This is a genomic window from Bacillus sp. EB V-12 (genome assembly GCF_056158125.1).
Genome location: NZ_JBUXJL010000012.1, coordinates 12,458 through 31,153, shown reverse-complemented (window position 1 = coordinate 31,153; position 18,696 = coordinate 12,458). Strand labels below are relative to the sequence as shown.

Genomic DNA, 18,696 nt, shown 5'->3' with positions numbered 1-18,696 from the left:
TACAGAAAAATAAATGTTTGCGCTTTCAAAAAAGGTGCTATATAGTGAAGGTGGATACTGAAAAATTCTTCTGAATGATACTCGTGTTTTTAGAGGGCGGATTTTTTGGATAAGGATTTAGAATGAAAAAGTATAGGTGATAAAAATGATAGCAACGAAGGATATACGTATAGAAAAAGATTTTTTAGGTGAAAAAGAAGTACCAAGTGCAGCTTATTATGGTGTACAAACATTACGTGCCGTAGAAAACTTCCCAATTACAGGATATCGCATTCATCCATCACTCATTACAGCAATGGCAATTGTGAAAAAAGCGGCGGCGCTTGCGAATATAGATACTGGTTACTTAGCTAAAGACATTGGGCATGAAATTGCAGAAGCAGCGCAAGAAATTGTTGATGGAAAGTTTCATGATCAATTTATCGTGGATCCTATTCAAGGTGGAGCCGGAACTTCTATTAATATGAATACAAATGAAGTAATTGCGAATAGAGCGTTAGAACGTATGGGATATGAAAAAGGGGCGTATGCGAAAATTAGCCCAAACACTCATGTGAACATGGCCCAATCAACGAACGATGCGTTTCCAACAGGGATTCATATTGCAACTCTTATGATGTTAGAAAAGCTTCTTATTACAATGGAAGAACTTCATTCTGCTTTTCGTAAAAAAGCAAAAGAGTTTGATCATGTTATTAAAATGGGACGCACACATTTACAAGATGCAGTTCCAATTCGCCTTGGACAAGAATTTGAAGCGTATAGCCGAGTGCTTGCGCGTGATATAAAAAGAATTAAACAGTCTCGTCAACATTTATATGAAGTGAATATGGGCGCGACAGCTGTTGGTACAGGATTAAATGCAAATCCTACGTATATTGAACAAGTGGTAAAACATTTAAGAACGTTTAGTGGATTCCCACTTGTTGGTGCAGAGCATTTAGTTGATGCAACGCAAAATACAGATGCATACACAGAGGTATCTGCAGCACTTAAAGTATGTATGATGAACATGTCTAAAATTGCAAACGATCTTCGTATTATGGCGTCTGGTCCACGTGTTGGGTTAGCTGAAATTCAATTGCCAGCACGTCAGCCAGGTTCATCGATTATGCCAGGAAAAGTAAATCCAGTTATGGCAGAAGTGATTAACCAAGTCGCATTCCAAGTAATCGGAAACGATCATACAATTTGCTTAGCATCAGAAGCAGGACAATTAGAGTTAAACGTAATGGAGCCTGTGCTTGTATTTAATTTAATTCAATCTATTAGTATTATGAATAATGGATTCCGTGTATTCCGTGAATATTGTATTGAAGGAATTACGGCAAATGAAGAATTGCTGAAGCAATATGTTGAGAAAAGTGTTGGAATTATTACAGCAGTTAATCCTCATATTGGTTATGAAGTAGCATCTCGTATTGCACGTGAAGCAATTGAAACAGGGAAATCTGTTAGGGAGTTATGTTTAGAACATGGTGTACTGACAGAAGAGGAATTGGATATTATTTTAGATCCATTCGAAATGACTCACCCTGAAATTGCTGGAGCTTCTTTATTAAAAAATAAAAAAATGTAATGTGAAAAACACCGATCCACTTGGATCGGTGTTTTATTTTTAAAAGATATTAAATACAGCGTTTAATTGAAGTAAGCTAATAACAGCTAAGAAGATTAAACTGTATTTCATTGCTGTTTTAAATAGAGCAGATTCTTTACCAACTAGTCCAACTGCGGCACAAGCAACTGCTACAGATTGTGGTGAAACCATTTTTGCCATTGTACCACCTACTACGTTTAAGGCAACGAGTGTAGAAGGAACGATGTTTAACTGGTCTGCTGTTACTGCTTGAAGTGGTGCGAATAAAGAACCACTTGAAACTACTGAACCTGTAATGAATACGCCAATCCATCCTAAGATTGGAGAAAGAACTGGGAATGCATTACCAGTAGAAGAGAATGCAAGTCCAAGTGTAGATGACATACCAGAGTAGTTTTCTACGTAAGCTAAAGCGATAACGCTACAAATTGTATATACTGGAGCTTTTAATTCTTTCATTGTTTCAATCATTAATTCTTTAACCATTTTACCTTTTACGCGGTAAACGATAAGTGAAACGATAATTGCTAGTACAATCGCAGTAGTTGTAGAAGAGAATACATCAAATTTGAAAACAGCTGCGAAAGGTGTATCAGCTTTTGTAATTGGTGTAGTTTTCATAACAGCATTATGAAGACCAGGGAACTGAATGTTAAATACTAAGTTTGCTAACGCACCATCTGGAGCAAATAAAGCTTTAATCGGTTTTAAGTTAAAGATTGTTACAAATGCAGTTAAGAATACGAATGGAGACCAAGCATATAAAATTTGATTGAATGTGTGTGATACTTTAGTTTCTTGTTTTTCTTCTTTAGTAGAAGATTTTGGTTGCCAAACACGTAAGAATAATGCAAGAGAGATCATACTTACAACGGCTGCGAAAATATTAGTAAGTTCTGCGCCTAAGAAGTAAGTTACAGCGAATTGAGTAATAGCGAAAGAAACACCACTTACAAGAATACCTTGCCAAGTTTCTTTAATACCTTTAATTCCATCGACCATTGAAACAAGTAAGAAAGGTAAGATAACACTAATGAAAGGTAAAATAAGAACAGTTTGACGACCAATAGTTAATGCGTCAAGTTGAGTTAATTGTGCTGGTACTGTAACTGGAATACCCATAGCACCCATAGCACCACCAGCAATATTAGCTACTAAACAAATACCTGCTGCTTTTAATGGATTAAAGCCCATACCTACAAGTAGTGCAGCTGTAATAGCAACTGGAACTCCTAGACCAGCTGCGCCTTCTAAGAAAGCACCGAAAGAATAAGCGATTAATAATACTTGTAAACGTTGATCATTTGTAATGCTTGAAATACTATCGCGAATAATATTGAATTGCTCTGTTTTAACAGTTAATTTGTAAAGGAAAATTGCGGCGATAACGATAGTACAAATTGGATAAAATCCAGATAAAACACCGAATCCGGCAGATGCTACAGCTACTGTTGCTGGCATTTTATAAACAAATATTGCAAGGATAATAGCGACAATCACACTATAAAGACCAGCCATGTAACTTTTCATTTTGAATGCCATTAAACAAATGATGAAACAAAAGATTGGAAGTGCTGCGATTAGTGCAGATAACCAAATATTGTTTAATGGGTCATAAATTTGTGTCCAAGTACTCATAATAATGACAACTCCTATCTATTATATGTGAAGAAATTCACATTATTTGTGAAACTATTCACAATCAACTTACATGCTTAGTATATTCTCCTTCAACACTATTGTCAACGTAAAAAAGTATAATTATTCCATAATAGTGTTAAAAGAAAAGCTTTGTTCATAAAGTAGACAAAAAACACACTCAAATGAATTTAAGTGTGCTGTATAAACTATGTGCATATTATTTTGCTTATTCAGATGGCATGTTCCTTATAGGCGTATATTAGATGAAGTCTTTTATATTAAGTATAAAGTTTGATATATGCAATTATCTGTCCTGTTTGATCTAGTGGGGGGAACGGTGAGTGGATTTAATAGGAAGTTTTGCACAACAATCCAACCGCTTGCAATACGAATAAAAAATAAGAAACAAATTTTTAATATCACATCATCTCTTTTTACTGAAAATTCCTTTTAGCGTAACAAAGAGGTTAATTATAGTTCAACTACATTACGATAGGTTATCAATTATAGACGGTATTTTACAATACCGTTACTGTGCATTTCAATGAGGTGAAAATATAACAAAAAGCCTGATAAAACAACGTTTGCAAGCAAAGTATTCGTAGGCCATTATTTTGCTTTTTCGTTATATCATATAGTATAATATTCAAAATCAGCAAGGATTTTTTCCTGAATTTTTGCTGATGAAGATGGAAAAATTTTTCGGCTTTATAGGTTGATAAAGTTATGTCGTAACAGGAAATATAAGAACAGATATATAAATAAATAAAAAGAACATAAAAACGCAAATAAAAACGAAAATGAGGGGAACTTTATGAGCCAAAATCAATTCGAATGTCGTATTTCAGAAGAAGATGTACAAATGTTAAGAGCGTTAGCTCACCCACTTCGTCTACGTCTAGTAATGGAACTTATGCAAAGAGGAACATGTAATGTAACACAGCTACAGGAAGTATTAGAAATTCCACAATCAACTGTTTCACAACATTTAACGAAGTTAAAGCAAAATAAAGTAGTACGCTTTGAAAGACGAGGATTAGAAGTGTATTATCAAATCCATAATGATAAAGTAAGTGCGGTAGTAAAAACATTATTTTCTTAAGATTTGAATATTATGGAAAAAGACGTGTAGAATATACGTCTTTTTTTATTTGTCAGAAAGGTAGCGAGAGAGTAAATATTAGCATGTTAGGAAGAAATGACTATCAATCAACATGCTGCCTTACGGAATATATTCTAAAAGGAAAAGAAAAAATAAAAAGGAGTGTAGTAAGCAAAAGGAGGGATAGTAGTATGGATGTGAAACGTGTGAAACAAATCTTATCTTCTTCAAGTAGAATTGACGTTACATATGAGGGCGTACCAGTATGGATTGAGAGCTGTGATGAGCAGAAGGGGAGTGCTCAAGTGTATGATGTATCTAATCCTGGTGAGAGCGTTCATGTGGACGTGACAGCTTTAGAGGAGAAGTAATAAAAAAGACGCTTCTAATTTTAGAAGCGTCTTTTTGTTATTCCATCATATGTGCAATTTTCTTAGAGAACATAAGAAGTACTAATCCCAGTACAATTACGATAATACCGATGCTTGCGAATACTTCTAAATATCCTAAAGATTGAGTGAAAGCGGCTAATTGTCCTGCTAATAAGTTTGCGAAGCCAGTACCAGCTAACCATACACCCATTAATAATGATGCTAATTTAACAGGAGCGATTGCACTTACCATAGATAATCCGATTGGTGATAAGAATAACTCACCGATTGTGTGGAACATGTAAGTGAATACAATGAATAGTAAGTTTGCTTTCATTGTAATGTTACCTTCATCGCTACCCGTTTTTAAAACAGCTAAAGTTAGAACTAAATATCCAATCCCTAGTAAAATCATACCTAATGCCATTTTTGTTGGGATTTTCAAATCGCCATTTTTTGTTTTTGAAAGCTTAATCCATAACGCAGAAACAGGTAATGCTAGTAAGATAATGAATAGTGGGTTTACAGATTGGAACCAAGGTGTTGGAATTGTAAATCCACCAATTGTACGATCTACGAACTTATCTGTGTAAAGTGTTAAAGAACTACCAGCTTGCTCAAATCCTGCCCAGAAGAATACAACGAAACAAGTTAAAATTAAAATTGCAGCAGTACGTTTTTTCTCTTGTGTTGTTAAAGGTTTTTTCTCAATTGCTTTTGCATTTTTTTCTTTAGATTTTTTTCCTACAACAGTTGTTCCGATAGACCCTAAGTAACGAGGTGCTAAGAAATTAAAGGCAAGCTGCCCAATAATCATACCGATACAAGCTGTTAAGAAACCGTATCTATAATCTGCGAAGTAACCGCAAATGAATGGAGCGATAAGAGCTCCTAAGTTAATTCCCATGTAGAAGATAGTGAAGGCACTATCACGACGAGAATCGTTTTCGCTATATAATTGACCTAATAAAGTCGAAATATTTGGTTTGAAGAATCCGTTACCAATAACTAATAATCCTAATCCTAAGAAAAGTCCAGTTTTTGTGTTCATTGAGAATAATACAAAGTTACCAATTGCCATGATGATACCACCAATAGTAATGGCATGTCGCTTCGTAATGAAATGGTCAGTTAACCAACCACCAATAATAGGTGTGAAGTATACTAACATTGTGAAAATACCGTAAATTTGAACTGCAACTGCTTTATCAAATCCTAAACCGCCGCTTACTAAGCTCGTTGTTAAATAAAGAACTAATAAGCCACGCATTCCGTAATAACTAAATCTTTCCCACGCCTCTGTAAAGAACAACAAGTATAACCCTGGTGGATGTTTTTTTGGTGATTGTTGCTCTCCAGCTTTGTCTAATTTTAAAGCTGCATCCATTTTTGTTTCCCCCTAATCCTGTATAACGGATATTTATGTAATCATTTTAATTTACAAAATATTTAGAAGTCAATAGAATTATATGGAAATAGAAAGAAAATTTCTAAAAAAGTTCTATTTTTCTTCGACCGTTACTGTATTTTGCCCTGAAAACGAGATGATAAGCGTTTTCAAATGTAATAATTGAATTCTAAAAGAAAATAAAATAGTGATTAATCAGAAAATTTAGATTAAAATATTTATTCTGATATAAAGAAAATATATTCTATTTACTTTCTCAATATAACATATTGGGAATAAAAATACAAAACGAAATAATGTGACATTTAAGTGAATTGAAAAATAACCAGCTCCACAGAAGGGAGCTGGTTAAGGAAATATTATTTAACAAAGCGTTTTTCGATGTCATCTAATAGTAGGTTAGCGGCCATTACGCCACCAGCTGTATTCCAAATAACGTCATCAACTTTGTATGCTTTACCATTTTTTACTGCATTTAAATTTTTAAATAGAGGATCGTTTATATACTCTTTTTCTAGTTCAGATCCTTTTTTCTCATTTCCTTTATCGAATGTGAAGTAGAATAATACGTCACCATCCATAGCAGAAATACGCTCTTTAGATACGTTACGCTCTGCAAAATCATCTTTATTTTGATCTCCAGGACGTTTAAATCCAAGTTCTTTTAAAATAACACCAGAGAATGTATCGCCATGATAAATACGAACATCACCAGGCATGAAACGAACCATAGAGATTTCTTGGTTTACTTTATCGCCAAGTTTGCCTTTTAAATCTTTTATACGTGATTCGTAATCAGCTACAACTTTTTGACCTTCTTTTTCTTTATTTAATGCTTCTGCATAAAATTTGAAGTTATCTTTCCATTCACCACGTAATGTTTCTGAGAACACAGTAGGTGCAATTGCTTTTAGTTGTTCGTACACTTTTTCGTGGCGCATTTTATTACCGATAATTAAGTCTGGTTTTAAAGAAGCAATTGTTTCAACGTTAACTTGTCCTTCATCACCAACAACTTTTACATCTTTCATTTTATCCTTAATATGTGGATACCATGGGTCACCAGTCCAAGACTTTACAGCACCAACTGGTTTCACACCTAATTCGAGTAAAGCTTCAGTTCCTTCATTTGTTAAGATAACTACACGTTTTGGATTAGCAGGAACTTCTGTTTTACCCATTGCATGTTCTACAGTAACCACTTCTTTTTTATTATCTTCTTTTGTAGATTCTTCTTTGTTATTTGATTTTCCACAAGCGCTTAAAAGCATTGAAAATGCTAGTAAAAATACAAATACTGTAAACGATTTCTTCCGCATGAAATTCATTATGTACCCCCTACATGTTGAGAATATTTTTCAATAGCAAGCATGATATTAAGCCTTTATCTTTTGATTGTCAATACATATGGGTGAAAATAATTCTCATTTCCGTTGACAATGAGAATTAAGTTGAAATACACTAACAACGTATCATTATACATTGAAGGGGAAACGCTGCATGTTATTAAAAACAAATCGAGCAAAATGGATTGGATTATTTGTTGGAATCATTGCAGTCGTTATTTGTATTTGGGGAAGTATTATTTTTGGATATACAAATACGAGTTGGAAACTAGCATTGGATGCTTTTTTCCATTTTAACGGTTCCAATGAACATATTATTATTCAAAATGTACGTCTGCCTAGGGCGTTAATTGCAGCTAGTGTTGGTGCTAGTTTAGCCATTGCTGGTTGTCTTATGCAAACTTTAACTAAGAATCCACTTGCTTCTCCAGATTTTATTGGATTAAATTCAGGTGCTGCGTTCTTCATAGTTGTAGCAATTGTAATCTTTTCAGTAACATCATTATCAGCTTTCACATGGATTGCCTTTTTAGGAGCGGCGGTTGCAGCTGTACTTGTATTTGCTTCTAGTTCTTTAGGAAAAGAAGGAACTACTCCTCTTAAGTTAACGTTAGCAGGGGTCGCAATTAGTGCGTTATTTTCATCATTAACACAAGGATTACTTGTGTTAAATGAAAAAGCACTTGAAGAGGTATTATTTTGGCTTGCTGGATCTGTGCAAGGGAGAAAGTTAGAAATTTTACAATCTGTATTCCCATATTTATTAATAGGATGGATTGCATCTCTTATGATGGCAGGGAAAGTAAATACATTGATGATGGGAGAAGACGTCGCGAAAGGACTTGGACAACGAACAATTTTAATGAAATCATTAGTGTTACTTATTATTGTACTGTTGTCTGGTGGTTCGGTTGCGGTTGCTGGCCCAATTGGATTTATTGGAATTATTACTCCGCATTTTGCGAGATTTCTTGTTGGAGTTGACCACAGATGGAGAGTGCCTTATAGCGGATTGTTAGGTGCAATACTACTAATATTGGCTGATATAGCAGCAAGATATGTCATTATGCCACAAGAAGTACCAGTAGGAGTTATGACAGCATTTATTGGAGCTCCATTCTTTATTTATATTGCACGTAAGAGAGGGCTTAGCAAATGAAGAAATATATTCCGTTTCGTATAGGAAAAGGTGAGCTCTCGTTTTTAATGTATAAACGAGCTTGTCTCGTCTTGTTAAGTTTACTATTTGTTTTAATAGGATTATTCTTTGCGAGCGCAGGTATGGGAGACATGAAAATTGCTCCTTATGATGTATGGCAAGCGATCACTGGAAATGGCGATGCGATGTCTAACATGGTTGTAAATAAGTTTCGTATGCCGCGTATTTTAATTGCCATCCTCGTAGGAATTGCGCTTGCTGTAGCAGGATGTATTTTACAAGGTCTCGTTCGAAATCCTCTTGCTTCTCCGGATATCATCGGGATTACGGGCGGGGCAAGTGTTGCAGTTGTATTGTTTTTAGCTATATTTAGTGATAAAAATAATGCGCTAACTGTAAGCATTCATTATATGCCGTTAGCAGCCTTTGTTGGGGCAACGATTGTGGCGCTTTTTGTATATTTATTTGCATGGAGAAATGACGGGTTATCGCCGATTAGTCTTGTTTTAATTGGTGTGGGGTTTTGGGCATTAACGAAAGCGGCAACGACTTTGTTTATGTTGTTAGCACCAATTTATCAAGCGAGTCAAGCGAATGTATGGATTACAGGTACTGTTTATGGTTCTTCATGGCAAAACGTTATGGTGCTTGCACCGTGGGTTCTCATTTTAACGGTAATATCATTTATAGCTGCTAGACATTTAAATGCGCAAGAGCTAGGGGATGATATTGCGGTAGGACTTGGTGTTCCTTTAACGAAGTCACGCGTATTCATGTTATTACTTAGTACGGCTTTAATTGGGGGAGCAGTTGCCTTCGCCGGAGGAATTGGATTTGTCGGTTTAATGGCACCTCATATTTCACGAAGGCTAGTTGGTTCTTTATACGGTGCATTACTCCCAGTTGCAGCTATTGTTGGTGCAATTCTAGTACTTGCTGCAGATTTAATTGGGCGTACAGTTTTCACACCACTTGAAATTCCAGCAGGGGTATTTACATCAGCAATTGGTGCACCTTATTTTATTTATTTACTTTATAAAAGTCGGAATTCATAAAGGGAGATGAATATGCAAAAAGCATTGGAGACGAAACGTTTGACGTTGTCTTATGGTGAAACAATTATTATCGATGAGTTGAATTTAGAAATTCCAAAAGGTGAAATTACAATCTTTATCGGTTCCAACGGTTGCGGGAAATCAACTTTATTACGTTCACTAGCTAGATTATTAAAGCCAACAACTGGTGACATTTTGTTAGATAATCAAGCTATTCAAAGTATGCAAACGAAGCAAATTGCTCGTCAAATGGCAATTTTACCGCAAGGACCGCAAGCACCTGAAGGGCTTACAGTATTGCAACTTGTAAAACAAGGACGCTATCCATATCAAACATGGCTGAAACAGTGGTCAGAAAAAGATGAGGAAATGGTACAGAAGGCACTTGCAGCAACAGGTATGACAGAATTTGCTGAGCGTGATGTGCATGCTCTTTCAGGTGGACAACGACAACGTGCTTGGATTGCAATGACGCTTGCACAAGATACAGATATTATTTTACTGGATGAGCCTACTACATATTTAGATATGACTCACCAAATTGAAGTGCTAGATTTATTATTCGAATTAAATGAAACAGAACAAAGAACAATTGTTATGGTATTACACGATTTAAATTTAGCATGTCGCTATGCAGATAACATTGTAGCCATTCAAGATAAACAAATATATGCACAAGGTAAACCTGAAGAAGTGGTAGATGAGAAACTAGTACGTGATGTATTCCGAATGGAGTGTCAAATTAGTACGGATCCGTTGTTTGGAACACCGCTTTGTATACCTCACGGAAGAGGAAGACGTGTAGTTAAAGAAGTTGCTCAGGTAATGAGATAAAAAAACGATGAGTGATTCATCGTTTTTTTATTTGGTACAAGAAAATAAGAGGAAGAGAGGAATACGTAAGCGACGTTTATACTCTTCTTCATTTTGAAAATAGGTTGGATTTGGTGTAGCTTCTTTTAATGATGTAATGGTAAATCCGGCTTGCTGTAATAATGTGAAATAATCTTCCGTTGTACGATGATATTTAATAACTTCTTGGTCAATCCATGGTTCAACCCGTTTGCCTAGTTTAAAGTAATTATCGACGAGCCAACTCGTTCTTTTACCACTTGTTTGTAAGCTTTCAAACGAAGAAGTAATAACGGGATGTTGAACGCTAAAGGTAAAGGTGCCATTTGTTTTTAAAGTTTGAAACACATTTTGAAAAATGGTATCAAGATGTTCAATATAATGTAAGGCGAGTCTAGATGTTACTAAATCAAAAGTGGAAGAGGGGTAGGTATAATCTTTGAGGTTTAAAAAATGAACAGATCCATTTTTATTTTCTAGTTGTTTTTTAGCTTTTTCATACATAAGTTCAGAGCCTTCAATGCCGGTGTAAGAGTAGCATCCCTTTTCTAATAATTCCGCGCCAAACTTAGCATCACCACAGCCTAAATCGAGAATTTGTTTTCCTCGTACATGACCAATGAGCTGAAAGAATACTGGTTTTTCAATGGATTCATTTGGGCTATTTTCTCGGTATCTTCGTTTCATATATTGTTCGAAAAATGCTGTGTTATTGTATACATCAGATTCTGTAAATGCCATGTTTGAAACCTCCGGAAATATTTTTTTAATTCTATCAAATATGAAAAGTAAATAATAGATTTATTGTAATGAATCATATATAATCTAAAATTGTAAGCGGTTACTTTAAACTATTTTTCTATAATAAATTCTGAAAACGTGTTAAGCTAGTAGAGGGATTATTAGAACTATTAAGACAATAATCCGCTTACATGAACGATGGGAGGCTTCACGATGTCTAGTAAAACACTTGCGAAATTTTTAGAAGAAAATTTAGAGGATTTAAAATCAAAGGGGCTTTATAACGTAATTGATCCGCTTGAGAGTTCAAATGGACCGATCATTACAATTGGCGGAAAAGAATATATTAACTTATCTTCAAACAACTATCTTGGATTAGCAACAGATAGCCGTTTGCAAGAAGCAGCAATTGGTGCTATTCATAAGTACGGTGTTGGAGCAGGGGCTGTTCGTACAATTAACGGTACTTTAGATTTGCATATTAAGTTAGAAGAAACAATTGCAAAGTTTAAACATACAGAAGCAGCAATTGCTTATCAATCAGGATTTAACTGTAATATGGCAGCGATTTCAGCTGTTATGGATAAAAATGATGCAATTCTTTCAGACGAATTAAACCATGCTTCTATTATTGATGGTAGTCGTCTATCAAAAGCAAAAATTATTGTTTATAAACATTCGGATATGGAAGATTTACGCCAAAAAGCAATTGCGGCGAAAGAATCAGGTCTTTACAATAAATTAATGGTAATTACAGACGGTGTCTTTTCAATGGATGGAGATGTTGCAAAACTACCAGAAATTGTTGAGATTGCAGAAGAGTTAGATTTAATGACATACGTAGATGATGCACACGGTTCAGGTGTACTTGGAAAAGGTGCAGGAACTGTAAAGCACTTCGGTCTTTCTGATAAAGTTGATTTCCAAATTGGTACATTATCAAAAGCAATTGGGGTAATTGGTGGATATGTAGCAGGGAAACAAAATTTAATTGACTGGTTAAAAGTTCGTTCACGTCCATTCTTATTCTCTACAGCATTAACACCAGCTGATGCAGCAGCTTGCATGAGATCAATTGAAATCTTAATGGAAAGCACAGAGTTACACGATCGCTTATGGGAAAATGGTCGCTACTTAAAACAAGGATTAAAAGAACTTGGCTTTAACATTGGGGAAAGTGAAACGCCAATTACACCTTGTATCATTGGGGACGAAGTATTAACACAAGAATTTAGTAAACGTCTAAATGAAGAAGGTGTATACGCAAAATCTATCGTGTTCCCAACTGTAGCAAAAGGAACAGGGCGCGTTCGTAATATGCCTACAGCAGCTCATACGAAAGAAATGTTAGATGAAGCAATTCTTAAGTATGAAAAAGTAGGAAAAGAAATGGGCATCATTTAAGTAACGACATCTTTTGAATAGCTTGCAAATGAGGAGTGGGGAAAATGAAAAAAATTCTAGTAACCGGTTCTTTAGGGCAAATTGGTTCTGAACTAGTAATGAAACTTCGTGATGTATACGGCGCATCAAATGTTATTGCAACAGATATTCGTGAAACAGATAGTGAAGTAGTAACGTCTGGTCCATTTGAAACGTTAGATGTAACAGATGGACAAAAACTACATGATATCGCAAAGCGTAATGAAGTAGATACAATTATTCATTTAGCAGCTTTACTTTCAGCAACAGCAGAAAAAAATCCGTTATTTGCATGGAATTTAAATATGGGTGGACTTGTAAATGCTCTAGAAGCAGCTCGTGAATTAAACTGTAAGTTCTTCACGCCAAGTTCTATCGGTGCATTTGGTCCATCAACGCCAAAAGATAATACACCGCAAGATACAATTCAGCGTCCTACTACGATGTATGGGGTAAACAAAGTGGCAGGAGAATTACTGTGTGATTATTATCATCAAAAATTTGGCGTAGATACGCGCGGTGTCCGTTTCCCAGGTTTAATTTCTTACGTAGCGCCTCCAGGAGGCGGAACGACTGATTATGCAGTTGAAATTTATTATGAGGCGATTAAAAAAGGTGCATACACCTCATACATTGCTGAAGGAACATATATGGACATGATGTATATGCCTGATGCTTTACAAGCGATCATTTCATTAATGGAAGCTGATCCAAGTAAGCTAGTGCATAGAAATGCATTTAACATTACAGCAATGAGCTTCGAGCCAGAGCAAATTGCAGCGTCAATTCGTAAACACATTCCGACGTTTACAATGGATTATGCAGTAGATCCAGCTCGTCAAACAATTGCTGATAGCTGGCCGAACTCTATTGACGCAACAGCAGCAATGAAAGAGTGGGGCTTTAAAGCAGAATACGATTTAGACAAAATGACAACTGACATGCTGGCTAAGTTAAAAAAAAAGCTCACAGCTGAGTTAGTGATGAATTAATAGGAAGAGTCGATTCTTAGGAATCGGCTCTTCATTATTTTTGGGAGGAGAGAAGTCTTATGCAAAGAGTTGATGTCGTATACGCACTAATACATGACGAAGAAACAGATAAAATATTAATGGTACATAATGTAGAACAAAACGTTTGGTCATTGCCAGGTGGGGCTGTGGAAAAAGGTGAAATATTAGAGGAAGCACTAATAAGAGAAGTGAAAGAAGAGACAGGTTTAACCGCCTTGGCTGGGGGGCTTGTTGCGATCAATGAAAAATTCTTTGAAGAATCAGGGAATCATGCACTATTTTTTACATTCCGAGCGAATGTAGTAAAAGGGGAACTTATTGCGGAAGATGAAGGTGAAATTTCTGCAATAGAGTGGGTAGATCGAACAATTGCGAATGAGCGTTTCCCATACTATGACGGAGGATTTGAATCTTTATTAGAAGTAGCCATTCCATACAAGTTTCAACCAGAAACAAAGTAATTGAACGAAAAAACAGGAGCCACAAGGCTCCTATTTTCTATTCAATCGTCTTCAGTAATAGTTTTTTCAGCAATGGTTTAATCTTCAATCGTAAATCTTCAGCATGATTTGCAACTAAGAAGTGATGGTTATAAATGTTTTTCATCAATTGATAAGTTGCTTCTTTCGCTTCGCCTTCTTCGATGAAGATACCGATTACTTCCATACCACTTTTACGCGCGAGTTTAACAGCTTCATGCGTATCTAAAATTCCGTCTTGTTGATAGTCTAGCGCAGAAGGCTCACCGTCTGTGAAGACTAGTAAGAATTTATGTTTCTCAGGTCTTTTGGCAAGTTTTTCAGAAACGATACGAATAATATATCCGTCGCGGTTATCTTCTTCTTCACGAAGTTGCATAATTTCTGGACCAACGTTTGGCAACGTTGAGTTTTTATAATTTACAACTTCATGGATAACGTTCGGCTTATCTTCAGGTTTAGCGCTAGAGGCATCTTCCCAAAATCCGCTAATAGCGTGTGGGATTTTTAAAGACTTTAAAGCTTCATGGAATAGTACAACACTCTTCTTCGTTTCTTCCATTTTGTTATACATAGAACCAGAACAGTCAACTAATAGTTGGAATGCAACATCGAGTTCTTGTGACTCTTGTCCTTTTTTATAAAACATACGCGGTTGTTTTTCGGTATAAATACGAAGGAATTTCTTACGAAGTCTTCCGTAATATTTATCACTATTCGCATTCGTTTTATTTTCAATTGTTTTTTCGATAATTTTCTTTAATTCTTTTACATCTTTATTGACGACTGATTTGATAGCTTGGTAATCTTTTTTCTCATCTGAGTTTGGTTTGCGAGCTTCTTTAAATGTATGAGAAGCACCTACATTATACTTACCGTATGCACCGTCGTGCTGGCTAGAAGCGTGTGAAGCCCTTGCTTCTTCTGTATCAGCGCCATCAAAGTTGGATTGTGTACTTTTTTGTGAAGTACCTTGTACAGAACCAAGTGCTTGGTCGCCATCTTCTGATTCACGGGCAGTATCACCCATCATATTAGTTTTTGTTCCGCTTTCTAATTCAAAGCGTAAAAAGTTCTCGTTTTCGTTATTTTTATTTTCACGATGCCATGTGGAGAAACTTTCATCCATTTTGTTTTTATTTTCATCGTCATCTATAAGCTGCGTATCATCATTTGCTAAATCTTCGACGCGACAGTTCTTTTCGTCTGCAAGGACAGATAAGTAAAGTGGAGCATGTCCGAAATAGTTGTTAAGCATATCGCTTTCAAGAAGCGCCTCTAAGCGATAGCGAATTTTCTCAACGATATACATAATATCTTCTGTATTACGTGCTTGGAATGTTTCATGTAAAATCGCTTCAATTTGCTCAAAATATTCATTATTAAACATTTCGTATTTATCGCTAGTTAATGAAAGATAGCATAGGCAAAATAGACGATCACCGTGATAATTACGAACACGGTTTATTTCATTTTGAGAGCCGAAATAATTGCGGTACATTTCTTTTCGACGTTTAAAAACATGCTTCGTGCCAGGACGTAAGTTCTTTACGATTTCCTCAACGCGTAAATCTTCTAATAGAACAAATAATTGTGTTAAAAACTTTTTTAGGGGCGATTCTTGCAATTCAATCGCATAAGAACGAATTAAAGTCATGTCCGAGTAATGTTTATTACCAAGTGCTTTTAAGAACACTTCGCTTTTTAATCCGATTATTGTATCTTCTTCTTTTCGATCATCCCAAAAGTGACTAATGACAACTTTCTTTTCAATTTCGTCGTAGTATGCTTTATAGCCATATTCAAGATAGGCATCGTCTTCTTTTAGAAGGGCATACATTAAGTTTTCCATTTGTAGAAACAGCGACGCATCAATTTTTTTGTCACTAAAAATTTGTCTCATAAATTATCCCTCAAAGAAATAACTTTCTGCTAATTCACGGACAGTCATTTGTTCTGTTTCATCATTAAGTTTTGCAATTATGCTTCGTTCAATCGCTCGCATAACAGGAATATATACACCTAAATCACATGCGTCGATAATACCACGAATACTTGCTGCTTCTTCACTTACACGTCCATCGCGAGCTAAAGGCATAAGGTCGCTTGCAAAGGCAACAAACTTTTCAATTGTTGCAACATCATTTAATTTTGATTCTGCTAATAATAGTTCTTTTAATGTATCACCTTGAATGTAAGGAACTTCAATAATAACGAAACGGTTTTTTAACGCTTCATTTAGTTCACTTGTTCCAACGTAACCTTCGTTAATCGCAGCAATTACACGGTATTCGTCATCACCGTATACAACCTCTTGTGTAAATGGGTTTGTAATCATTTTACGGTAATCTAATGCGCCGTGAAGAAGTGGTAACGTTTCAGGTTTTGCCATATTGATTTCGTCAATATATAGGAAGTGACCGTTCTTCATTGCTTTCATAAGAGGACCGTTAACGAATGAAACTTCAGATGCACCATCTTTCGTTTGTAGTGTGTTGTATCCTAAAATACCCTCTACATCTAAGTCGACAGAGCAGTTAATGCTATGCATTGGTTTTTGGAATAAAGAAGAAAGAGTTTCCGCTAGTACTGTTTTACCACTACCAGTCGGTCCTTTTAATAGAATGTTCTTGCCAAGAAGAAGTGCTGTAATCGCATCTTCAATAATGCTATTATCAGACGCTTTATATATTTTCGTTCCGATTAAATGTGCGTTTTCACCAGCTTCTTGCTTATTCTTTTCATGAATCGTAGAAAGCTGTTGTTTTAAATCAGCATGTATATGAAATTGTTCTAACATGTATTTCCCACCTAACATTATTTTCATAAAGTAATACATCTTATGATAACTTGTTTTAATATGGTATGCAAAGAAAAGGAAGGAGGATAAAGGGAAAAGAAAAAGCAATCAAGATGAAGTTGATTGCCTACAGTAAAGGAGAAATGAGCCTCATGAAAGACTCCAATATGCGTTTTTTTATACTTCTTTTTTGGAAAGAGTTCCATTTAATTTCAGTTGAATGTTTAAAATCTTCTTCAAAATCACGTTTAATATCGTGAACTGTTTTTGATTCATAAAGTACACTAATAATTTCGTAATTCAATTCAAAGCTACGTACATCCATGTTCGCTGTTCCAATAGTTGCAATTGTATCATCAACGAGTACAATTTTTGCATGCATAAAACCATCTTTATAACTGTAAATAGAAGCACCAGCTTTTAAAAGCGGAGTGAAATAGGATTGAGATGCTTGATCACTAATGATGCTATCACTTTTACCTGGATATAAAATCCGTACATCTATTCCGGCAATTGCACTTAAGCGTAATAATGTTAAAGTTTCTTGATCTGGAATAAAGTAGGGTGTAGCGATCCAAATGGATTTTTTTGCAGAGCCCATAACAGCTAATAATGTATTACGAATACTTTTATCATCGGAGCTTGGTCCGCTTGCTACGATTTGAACAGCACCTTCTGCATTTGAAATCTCTTTACCTGGGAAGTATTGTCTATTCATGAATTGATCCCAGGAATAAGTATTTAAACCACTAGAGGCATAGAGCCAGTCTTCTAGAAAGATTGCTTGTAATTTATATAATGCTTTTCCTTCTATTTTTAAATGACTATCACGCCAAACAGGAAATTTCTTGGAACGGCCAAGATATTCATCACCGACATTGAGTCCTCCGGTAAAACCAATTTCGCCATCTACAATAACAATTTTTCGATGGTTACGATAATTGACAGTTTCAAGTAACCAAGCTGAAAAAATAGGGTCAAATTCTACAATTTCAATCCCAGCTTCTTTCATAGGTTGCAAAAATCGTCGTCTTAACGTATTACTTCCAAGGCCATCATAAAGGAAGCGTACAATAACACCATCTTTTGCTTTTTGTATTAAAGCATCTCGAACTTTTGTACCAATTTCATCAGATTTATAAATGTAGTATTGAATATGTATATGATGTTTTGCTTGCTCTATAGCTCGCAAAATTTCTGAAAATGTTTGATCTCCGTTTGTTAAAAGTTTTGTAGTTGTTTTATCTGCAGCAGGACCGCCTCCAAATTTTTGTATGACTTCTGTTAAATGTATGGAACGTTCATTTAGTGGGACTGTGAGTAATAACTCTAGTCTTCTTCCTTCTAATATTTCACGGAATAATTTTCTTTGTTCTTCTGAACGATGGAGATGTTTTTTTCTTCTCCAGCGGCTGCGCCCGAAAATAGCGTATAATAGCACACCTATAATAGGAAGAAGTGCTAATACTAAAAACCATGCTAATGTACTTTGTGGAGATCTATTTTCTATAAAAATAACGAATGAAATTCCTACGATTGTGATGGACCATAGAGCACCGACAAATGTATATAACGAGATATACGATGTATTTAATAGGAACAGAACGATAGATACAATTGTAAATATTAATAGTAATTGAACGATAGGCTTCTTCATTTCTATATAATTCCCCTAATCTTTTTTCAATATAGACTTCTTAAATAGAA

General features: G+C 35.4%; 16 protein-coding genes. 9 read left to right on the top strand and 7 right to left on the bottom strand.

Annotation, left to right across the window (positions count from 1 at the left end; genetic code table 11):
• The first annotated feature begins 145 nt into the window (after window positions 1–145).
• Window positions 146–1,579, top strand: coding sequence for an aspartate ammonia-lyase (gene aspA / locus ACZDYH_RS25850; RefSeq protein WP_000562131.1), 1,434 nt, complete (start codon window positions 146–148; stop codon window positions 1,577–1,579).
• Between the two features lie 39 nt (window positions 1,580–1,618).
• On the opposite strand, the gene ACZDYH_RS25845 is transcribed toward aspA, so the two are convergent.
• Complete coding sequence (locus ACZDYH_RS25845) at window positions 1,619–3,238, bottom strand: L-lactate permease (RefSeq protein WP_474887480.1); 1,620 nt, start codon at window positions 3,236–3,238, stop codon at window positions 1,619–1,621.
• An 817-nt stretch (window positions 3,239–4,055) separates the two neighbouring features.
• Here ACZDYH_RS25845 and ACZDYH_RS25840 point away from each other — a divergent pair.
• Window positions 4,056–4,343 (top strand): ArsR/SmtB family transcription factor, encoded by a 288-nt coding sequence (locus ACZDYH_RS25840; RefSeq protein ID WP_000081428.1) that lies wholly within the window; start codon window positions 4,056–4,058, stop codon window positions 4,341–4,343.
• A gap of 191 nt (window positions 4,344–4,534) precedes the next feature.
• Window positions 4,535–4,714, top strand: a complete 180-nt coding sequence (locus tag ACZDYH_RS25835; protein WP_000382679.1) for an acid-soluble spore protein H — start codon at window positions 4,535–4,537, stop codon at window positions 4,712–4,714.
• A 37-nt stretch (window positions 4,715–4,751) separates the two neighbouring features.
• Here ACZDYH_RS25835 and ACZDYH_RS25830 read toward each other — a convergent pair whose 3' ends face one another.
• Entirely contained in the window at window positions 4,752–6,101 is a 1,350-nt protein-coding gene (locus tag ACZDYH_RS25830) for a peptide MFS transporter (protein ID WP_000338311.1), read from the bottom strand.
• Between the two features lie 380 nt (window positions 6,102–6,481).
• On the bottom strand, window positions 6,482–7,450 hold the full coding sequence (locus ACZDYH_RS25825; protein ID WP_001010272.1) for an ABC transporter substrate-binding protein: 969 nt from the start codon (window positions 7,448–7,450) through the stop codon (window positions 6,482–6,484).
• 172 nt (window positions 7,451–7,622) lie between these two features.
• On the opposite strand from ACZDYH_RS25825, the gene ACZDYH_RS25820 reads away from it, so the two are divergent.
• From ACZDYH_RS25820 to ACZDYH_RS25810, 3 genes are read left to right on the top strand one after another with little or no spacing between them, the layout of a single operon-like run.
• Window positions 7,623–8,627 carry a FecCD family ABC transporter permease gene (locus ACZDYH_RS25820; protein WP_049107293.1) on the top strand — a complete coding sequence of 335 codons (1,005 nt, stop codon included), beginning with the start codon at window positions 7,623–7,625 and terminating at the stop codon, window positions 8,625–8,627.
• On the top strand, window positions 8,624–9,682 hold the full coding sequence (locus tag ACZDYH_RS25815) for a FecCD family ABC transporter permease (RefSeq protein WP_166695355.1): 1,059 nt from the start codon (window positions 8,624–8,626) through the stop codon (window positions 9,680–9,682). Before ACZDYH_RS25820 ends, ACZDYH_RS25815 begins: the two co-directional genes overlap by 4 nt.
• Window positions 9,683–9,694: 12 nt before the next feature.
• Window positions 9,695–10,516 (top strand): ABC transporter ATP-binding protein, encoded by an 822-nt coding sequence (locus ACZDYH_RS25810; protein WP_001167963.1) that lies wholly within the window; start codon window positions 9,695–9,697, stop codon window positions 10,514–10,516.
• 27 nt (window positions 10,517–10,543) lie between these two features.
• On the opposite strand, the gene ACZDYH_RS25805 is transcribed toward ACZDYH_RS25810, so the two are convergent.
• On the bottom strand, window positions 10,544–11,275 hold the full coding sequence (locus ACZDYH_RS25805) for a class I SAM-dependent DNA methyltransferase (protein WP_434713456.1): 732 nt from the start codon (window positions 11,273–11,275) through the stop codon (window positions 10,544–10,546).
• A gap of 213 nt (window positions 11,276–11,488) precedes the next feature.
• Here ACZDYH_RS25805 and ACZDYH_RS25800 point away from each other — a divergent pair, with 213 nt between their 5' ends.
• Genes ACZDYH_RS25800 through ACZDYH_RS25790 form a run of 3 tightly spaced genes read left to right on the top strand, consistent with a single transcriptional unit; the run spans window position 11,489 to window position 14,171 of the window.
• Window positions 11,489–12,679, top strand: coding sequence for a glycine C-acetyltransferase (locus tag ACZDYH_RS25800; RefSeq protein WP_000095905.1), 1,191 nt, complete (start codon window positions 11,489–11,491; stop codon window positions 12,677–12,679).
• Between the two features lie 44 nt (window positions 12,680–12,723).
• On the top strand, window positions 12,724–13,689 hold the full coding sequence (locus tag ACZDYH_RS25795) for an L-threonine 3-dehydrogenase (protein WP_000723125.1): 966 nt from the start codon (window positions 12,724–12,726) through the stop codon (window positions 13,687–13,689).
• A 59-nt stretch (window positions 13,690–13,748) separates the two neighbouring features.
• The gene (locus ACZDYH_RS25790; RefSeq protein WP_001189940.1) at window positions 13,749–14,171 is read left to right on the top strand and encodes an NUDIX hydrolase; all 423 of its coding nucleotides are present in this window, start codon (window positions 13,749–13,751) and stop codon (window positions 14,169–14,171) included.
• Between the two features lie 37 nt (window positions 14,172–14,208).
• On the opposite strand, the gene ACZDYH_RS25785 is transcribed toward ACZDYH_RS25790, so the two are convergent.
• The 3 genes from ACZDYH_RS25785 to ACZDYH_RS25775 form a co-directional block, all read right to left on the bottom strand.
• Window positions 14,209–16,092: a vWA domain-containing protein gene (locus tag ACZDYH_RS25785; protein WP_434713459.1), complete on the bottom strand. Its 1,884-nt coding sequence runs from the start codon at window positions 16,090–16,092 to the stop codon at window positions 14,209–14,211.
• Between the two features lie 3 nt (window positions 16,093–16,095).
• Window positions 16,096–16,989 carry an ATP-binding protein gene (locus ACZDYH_RS25780; RefSeq protein WP_000892973.1) on the bottom strand — a complete coding sequence of 298 codons (894 nt, stop codon included), beginning with the start codon at window positions 16,987–16,989 and terminating at the stop codon, window positions 16,096–16,098.
• A 127-nt stretch (window positions 16,990–17,116) separates the two neighbouring features.
• Complete coding sequence (locus tag ACZDYH_RS25775) at window positions 17,117–18,646, bottom strand: cardiolipin synthase (RefSeq protein ID WP_000743030.1); 1,530 nt, start codon at window positions 18,644–18,646, stop codon at window positions 17,117–17,119.
• Window positions 18,647–18,696: the final 50 nt, after the last annotated feature.

What these genes read in the sequence shown, in the direction of transcription:
- ACZDYH_RS25835 (WP_000382679.1), top strand. Translation starts at nt 4,535, where the DNA reads ATGGATGTGAAACGTGTGAAACAAATCTTATCTTCTTCAAGTAGAATT.
- ACZDYH_RS25810 (WP_001167963.1), top strand. Translation starts at nt 9,695, where the DNA reads ATGCAAAAAGCATTGGAGACGAAACGTTTGACGTTGTCTTATGGTGAA.
- ACZDYH_RS25845 (WP_474887480.1), bottom strand. Translation starts at nt 3,238, where the DNA reads ATGAGTACTTGGACACAAATTTATGACCCATTAAACAATATTTGGTTA.
- ACZDYH_RS25775 (WP_000743030.1), bottom strand. Translation starts at nt 18,646, where the DNA reads ATGAAGAAGCCTATCGTTCAATTACTATTAATATTTACAATTGTATCT.
- ACZDYH_RS25780 (WP_000892973.1), bottom strand. Translation starts at nt 16,989, where the DNA reads ATGTTAGAACAATTTCATATACATGCTGATTTAAAACAACAGCTTTCT.
- ACZDYH_RS25790 (WP_001189940.1), top strand. Translation starts at nt 13,749, where the DNA reads ATGCAAAGAGTTGATGTCGTATACGCACTAATACATGACGAAGAAACA.
- ACZDYH_RS25800 (WP_000095905.1), top strand. Translation starts at nt 11,489, where the DNA reads ATGTCTAGTAAAACACTTGCGAAATTTTTAGAAGAAAATTTAGAGGAT.
- ACZDYH_RS25805 (WP_434713456.1), bottom strand. Translation starts at nt 11,275, where the DNA reads ATGGCATTTACAGAATCTGATGTATACAATAACACAGCATTTTTCGAA.
- ACZDYH_RS25840 (WP_000081428.1), top strand. Translation starts at nt 4,056, where the DNA reads ATGAGCCAAAATCAATTCGAATGTCGTATTTCAGAAGAAGATGTACAA.
- ACZDYH_RS25820 (WP_049107293.1), top strand. Translation starts at nt 7,623, where the DNA reads ATGTTATTAAAAACAAATCGAGCAAAATGGATTGGATTATTTGTTGGA.
- aspA (WP_000562131.1), top strand. Translation starts at nt 146, where the DNA reads ATGATAGCAACGAAGGATATACGTATAGAAAAAGATTTTTTAGGTGAA.
- ACZDYH_RS25795 (WP_000723125.1), top strand. Translation starts at nt 12,724, where the DNA reads ATGAAAAAAATTCTAGTAACCGGTTCTTTAGGGCAAATTGGTTCTGAA.
- ACZDYH_RS25830 (WP_000338311.1), bottom strand. Translation starts at nt 6,101, where the DNA reads ATGGATGCAGCTTTAAAATTAGACAAAGCTGGAGAGCAACAATCACCA.
- ACZDYH_RS25815 (WP_166695355.1), top strand. Translation starts at nt 8,624, where the DNA reads ATGAAGAAATATATTCCGTTTCGTATAGGAAAAGGTGAGCTCTCGTTT.
- ACZDYH_RS25785 (WP_434713459.1), bottom strand. Translation starts at nt 16,092, where the DNA reads ATGAGACAAATTTTTAGTGACAAAAAAATTGATGCGTCGCTGTTTCTA.
- ACZDYH_RS25825 (WP_001010272.1), bottom strand. Translation starts at nt 7,450, where the DNA reads ATGAATTTCATGCGGAAGAAATCGTTTACAGTATTTGTATTTTTACTA.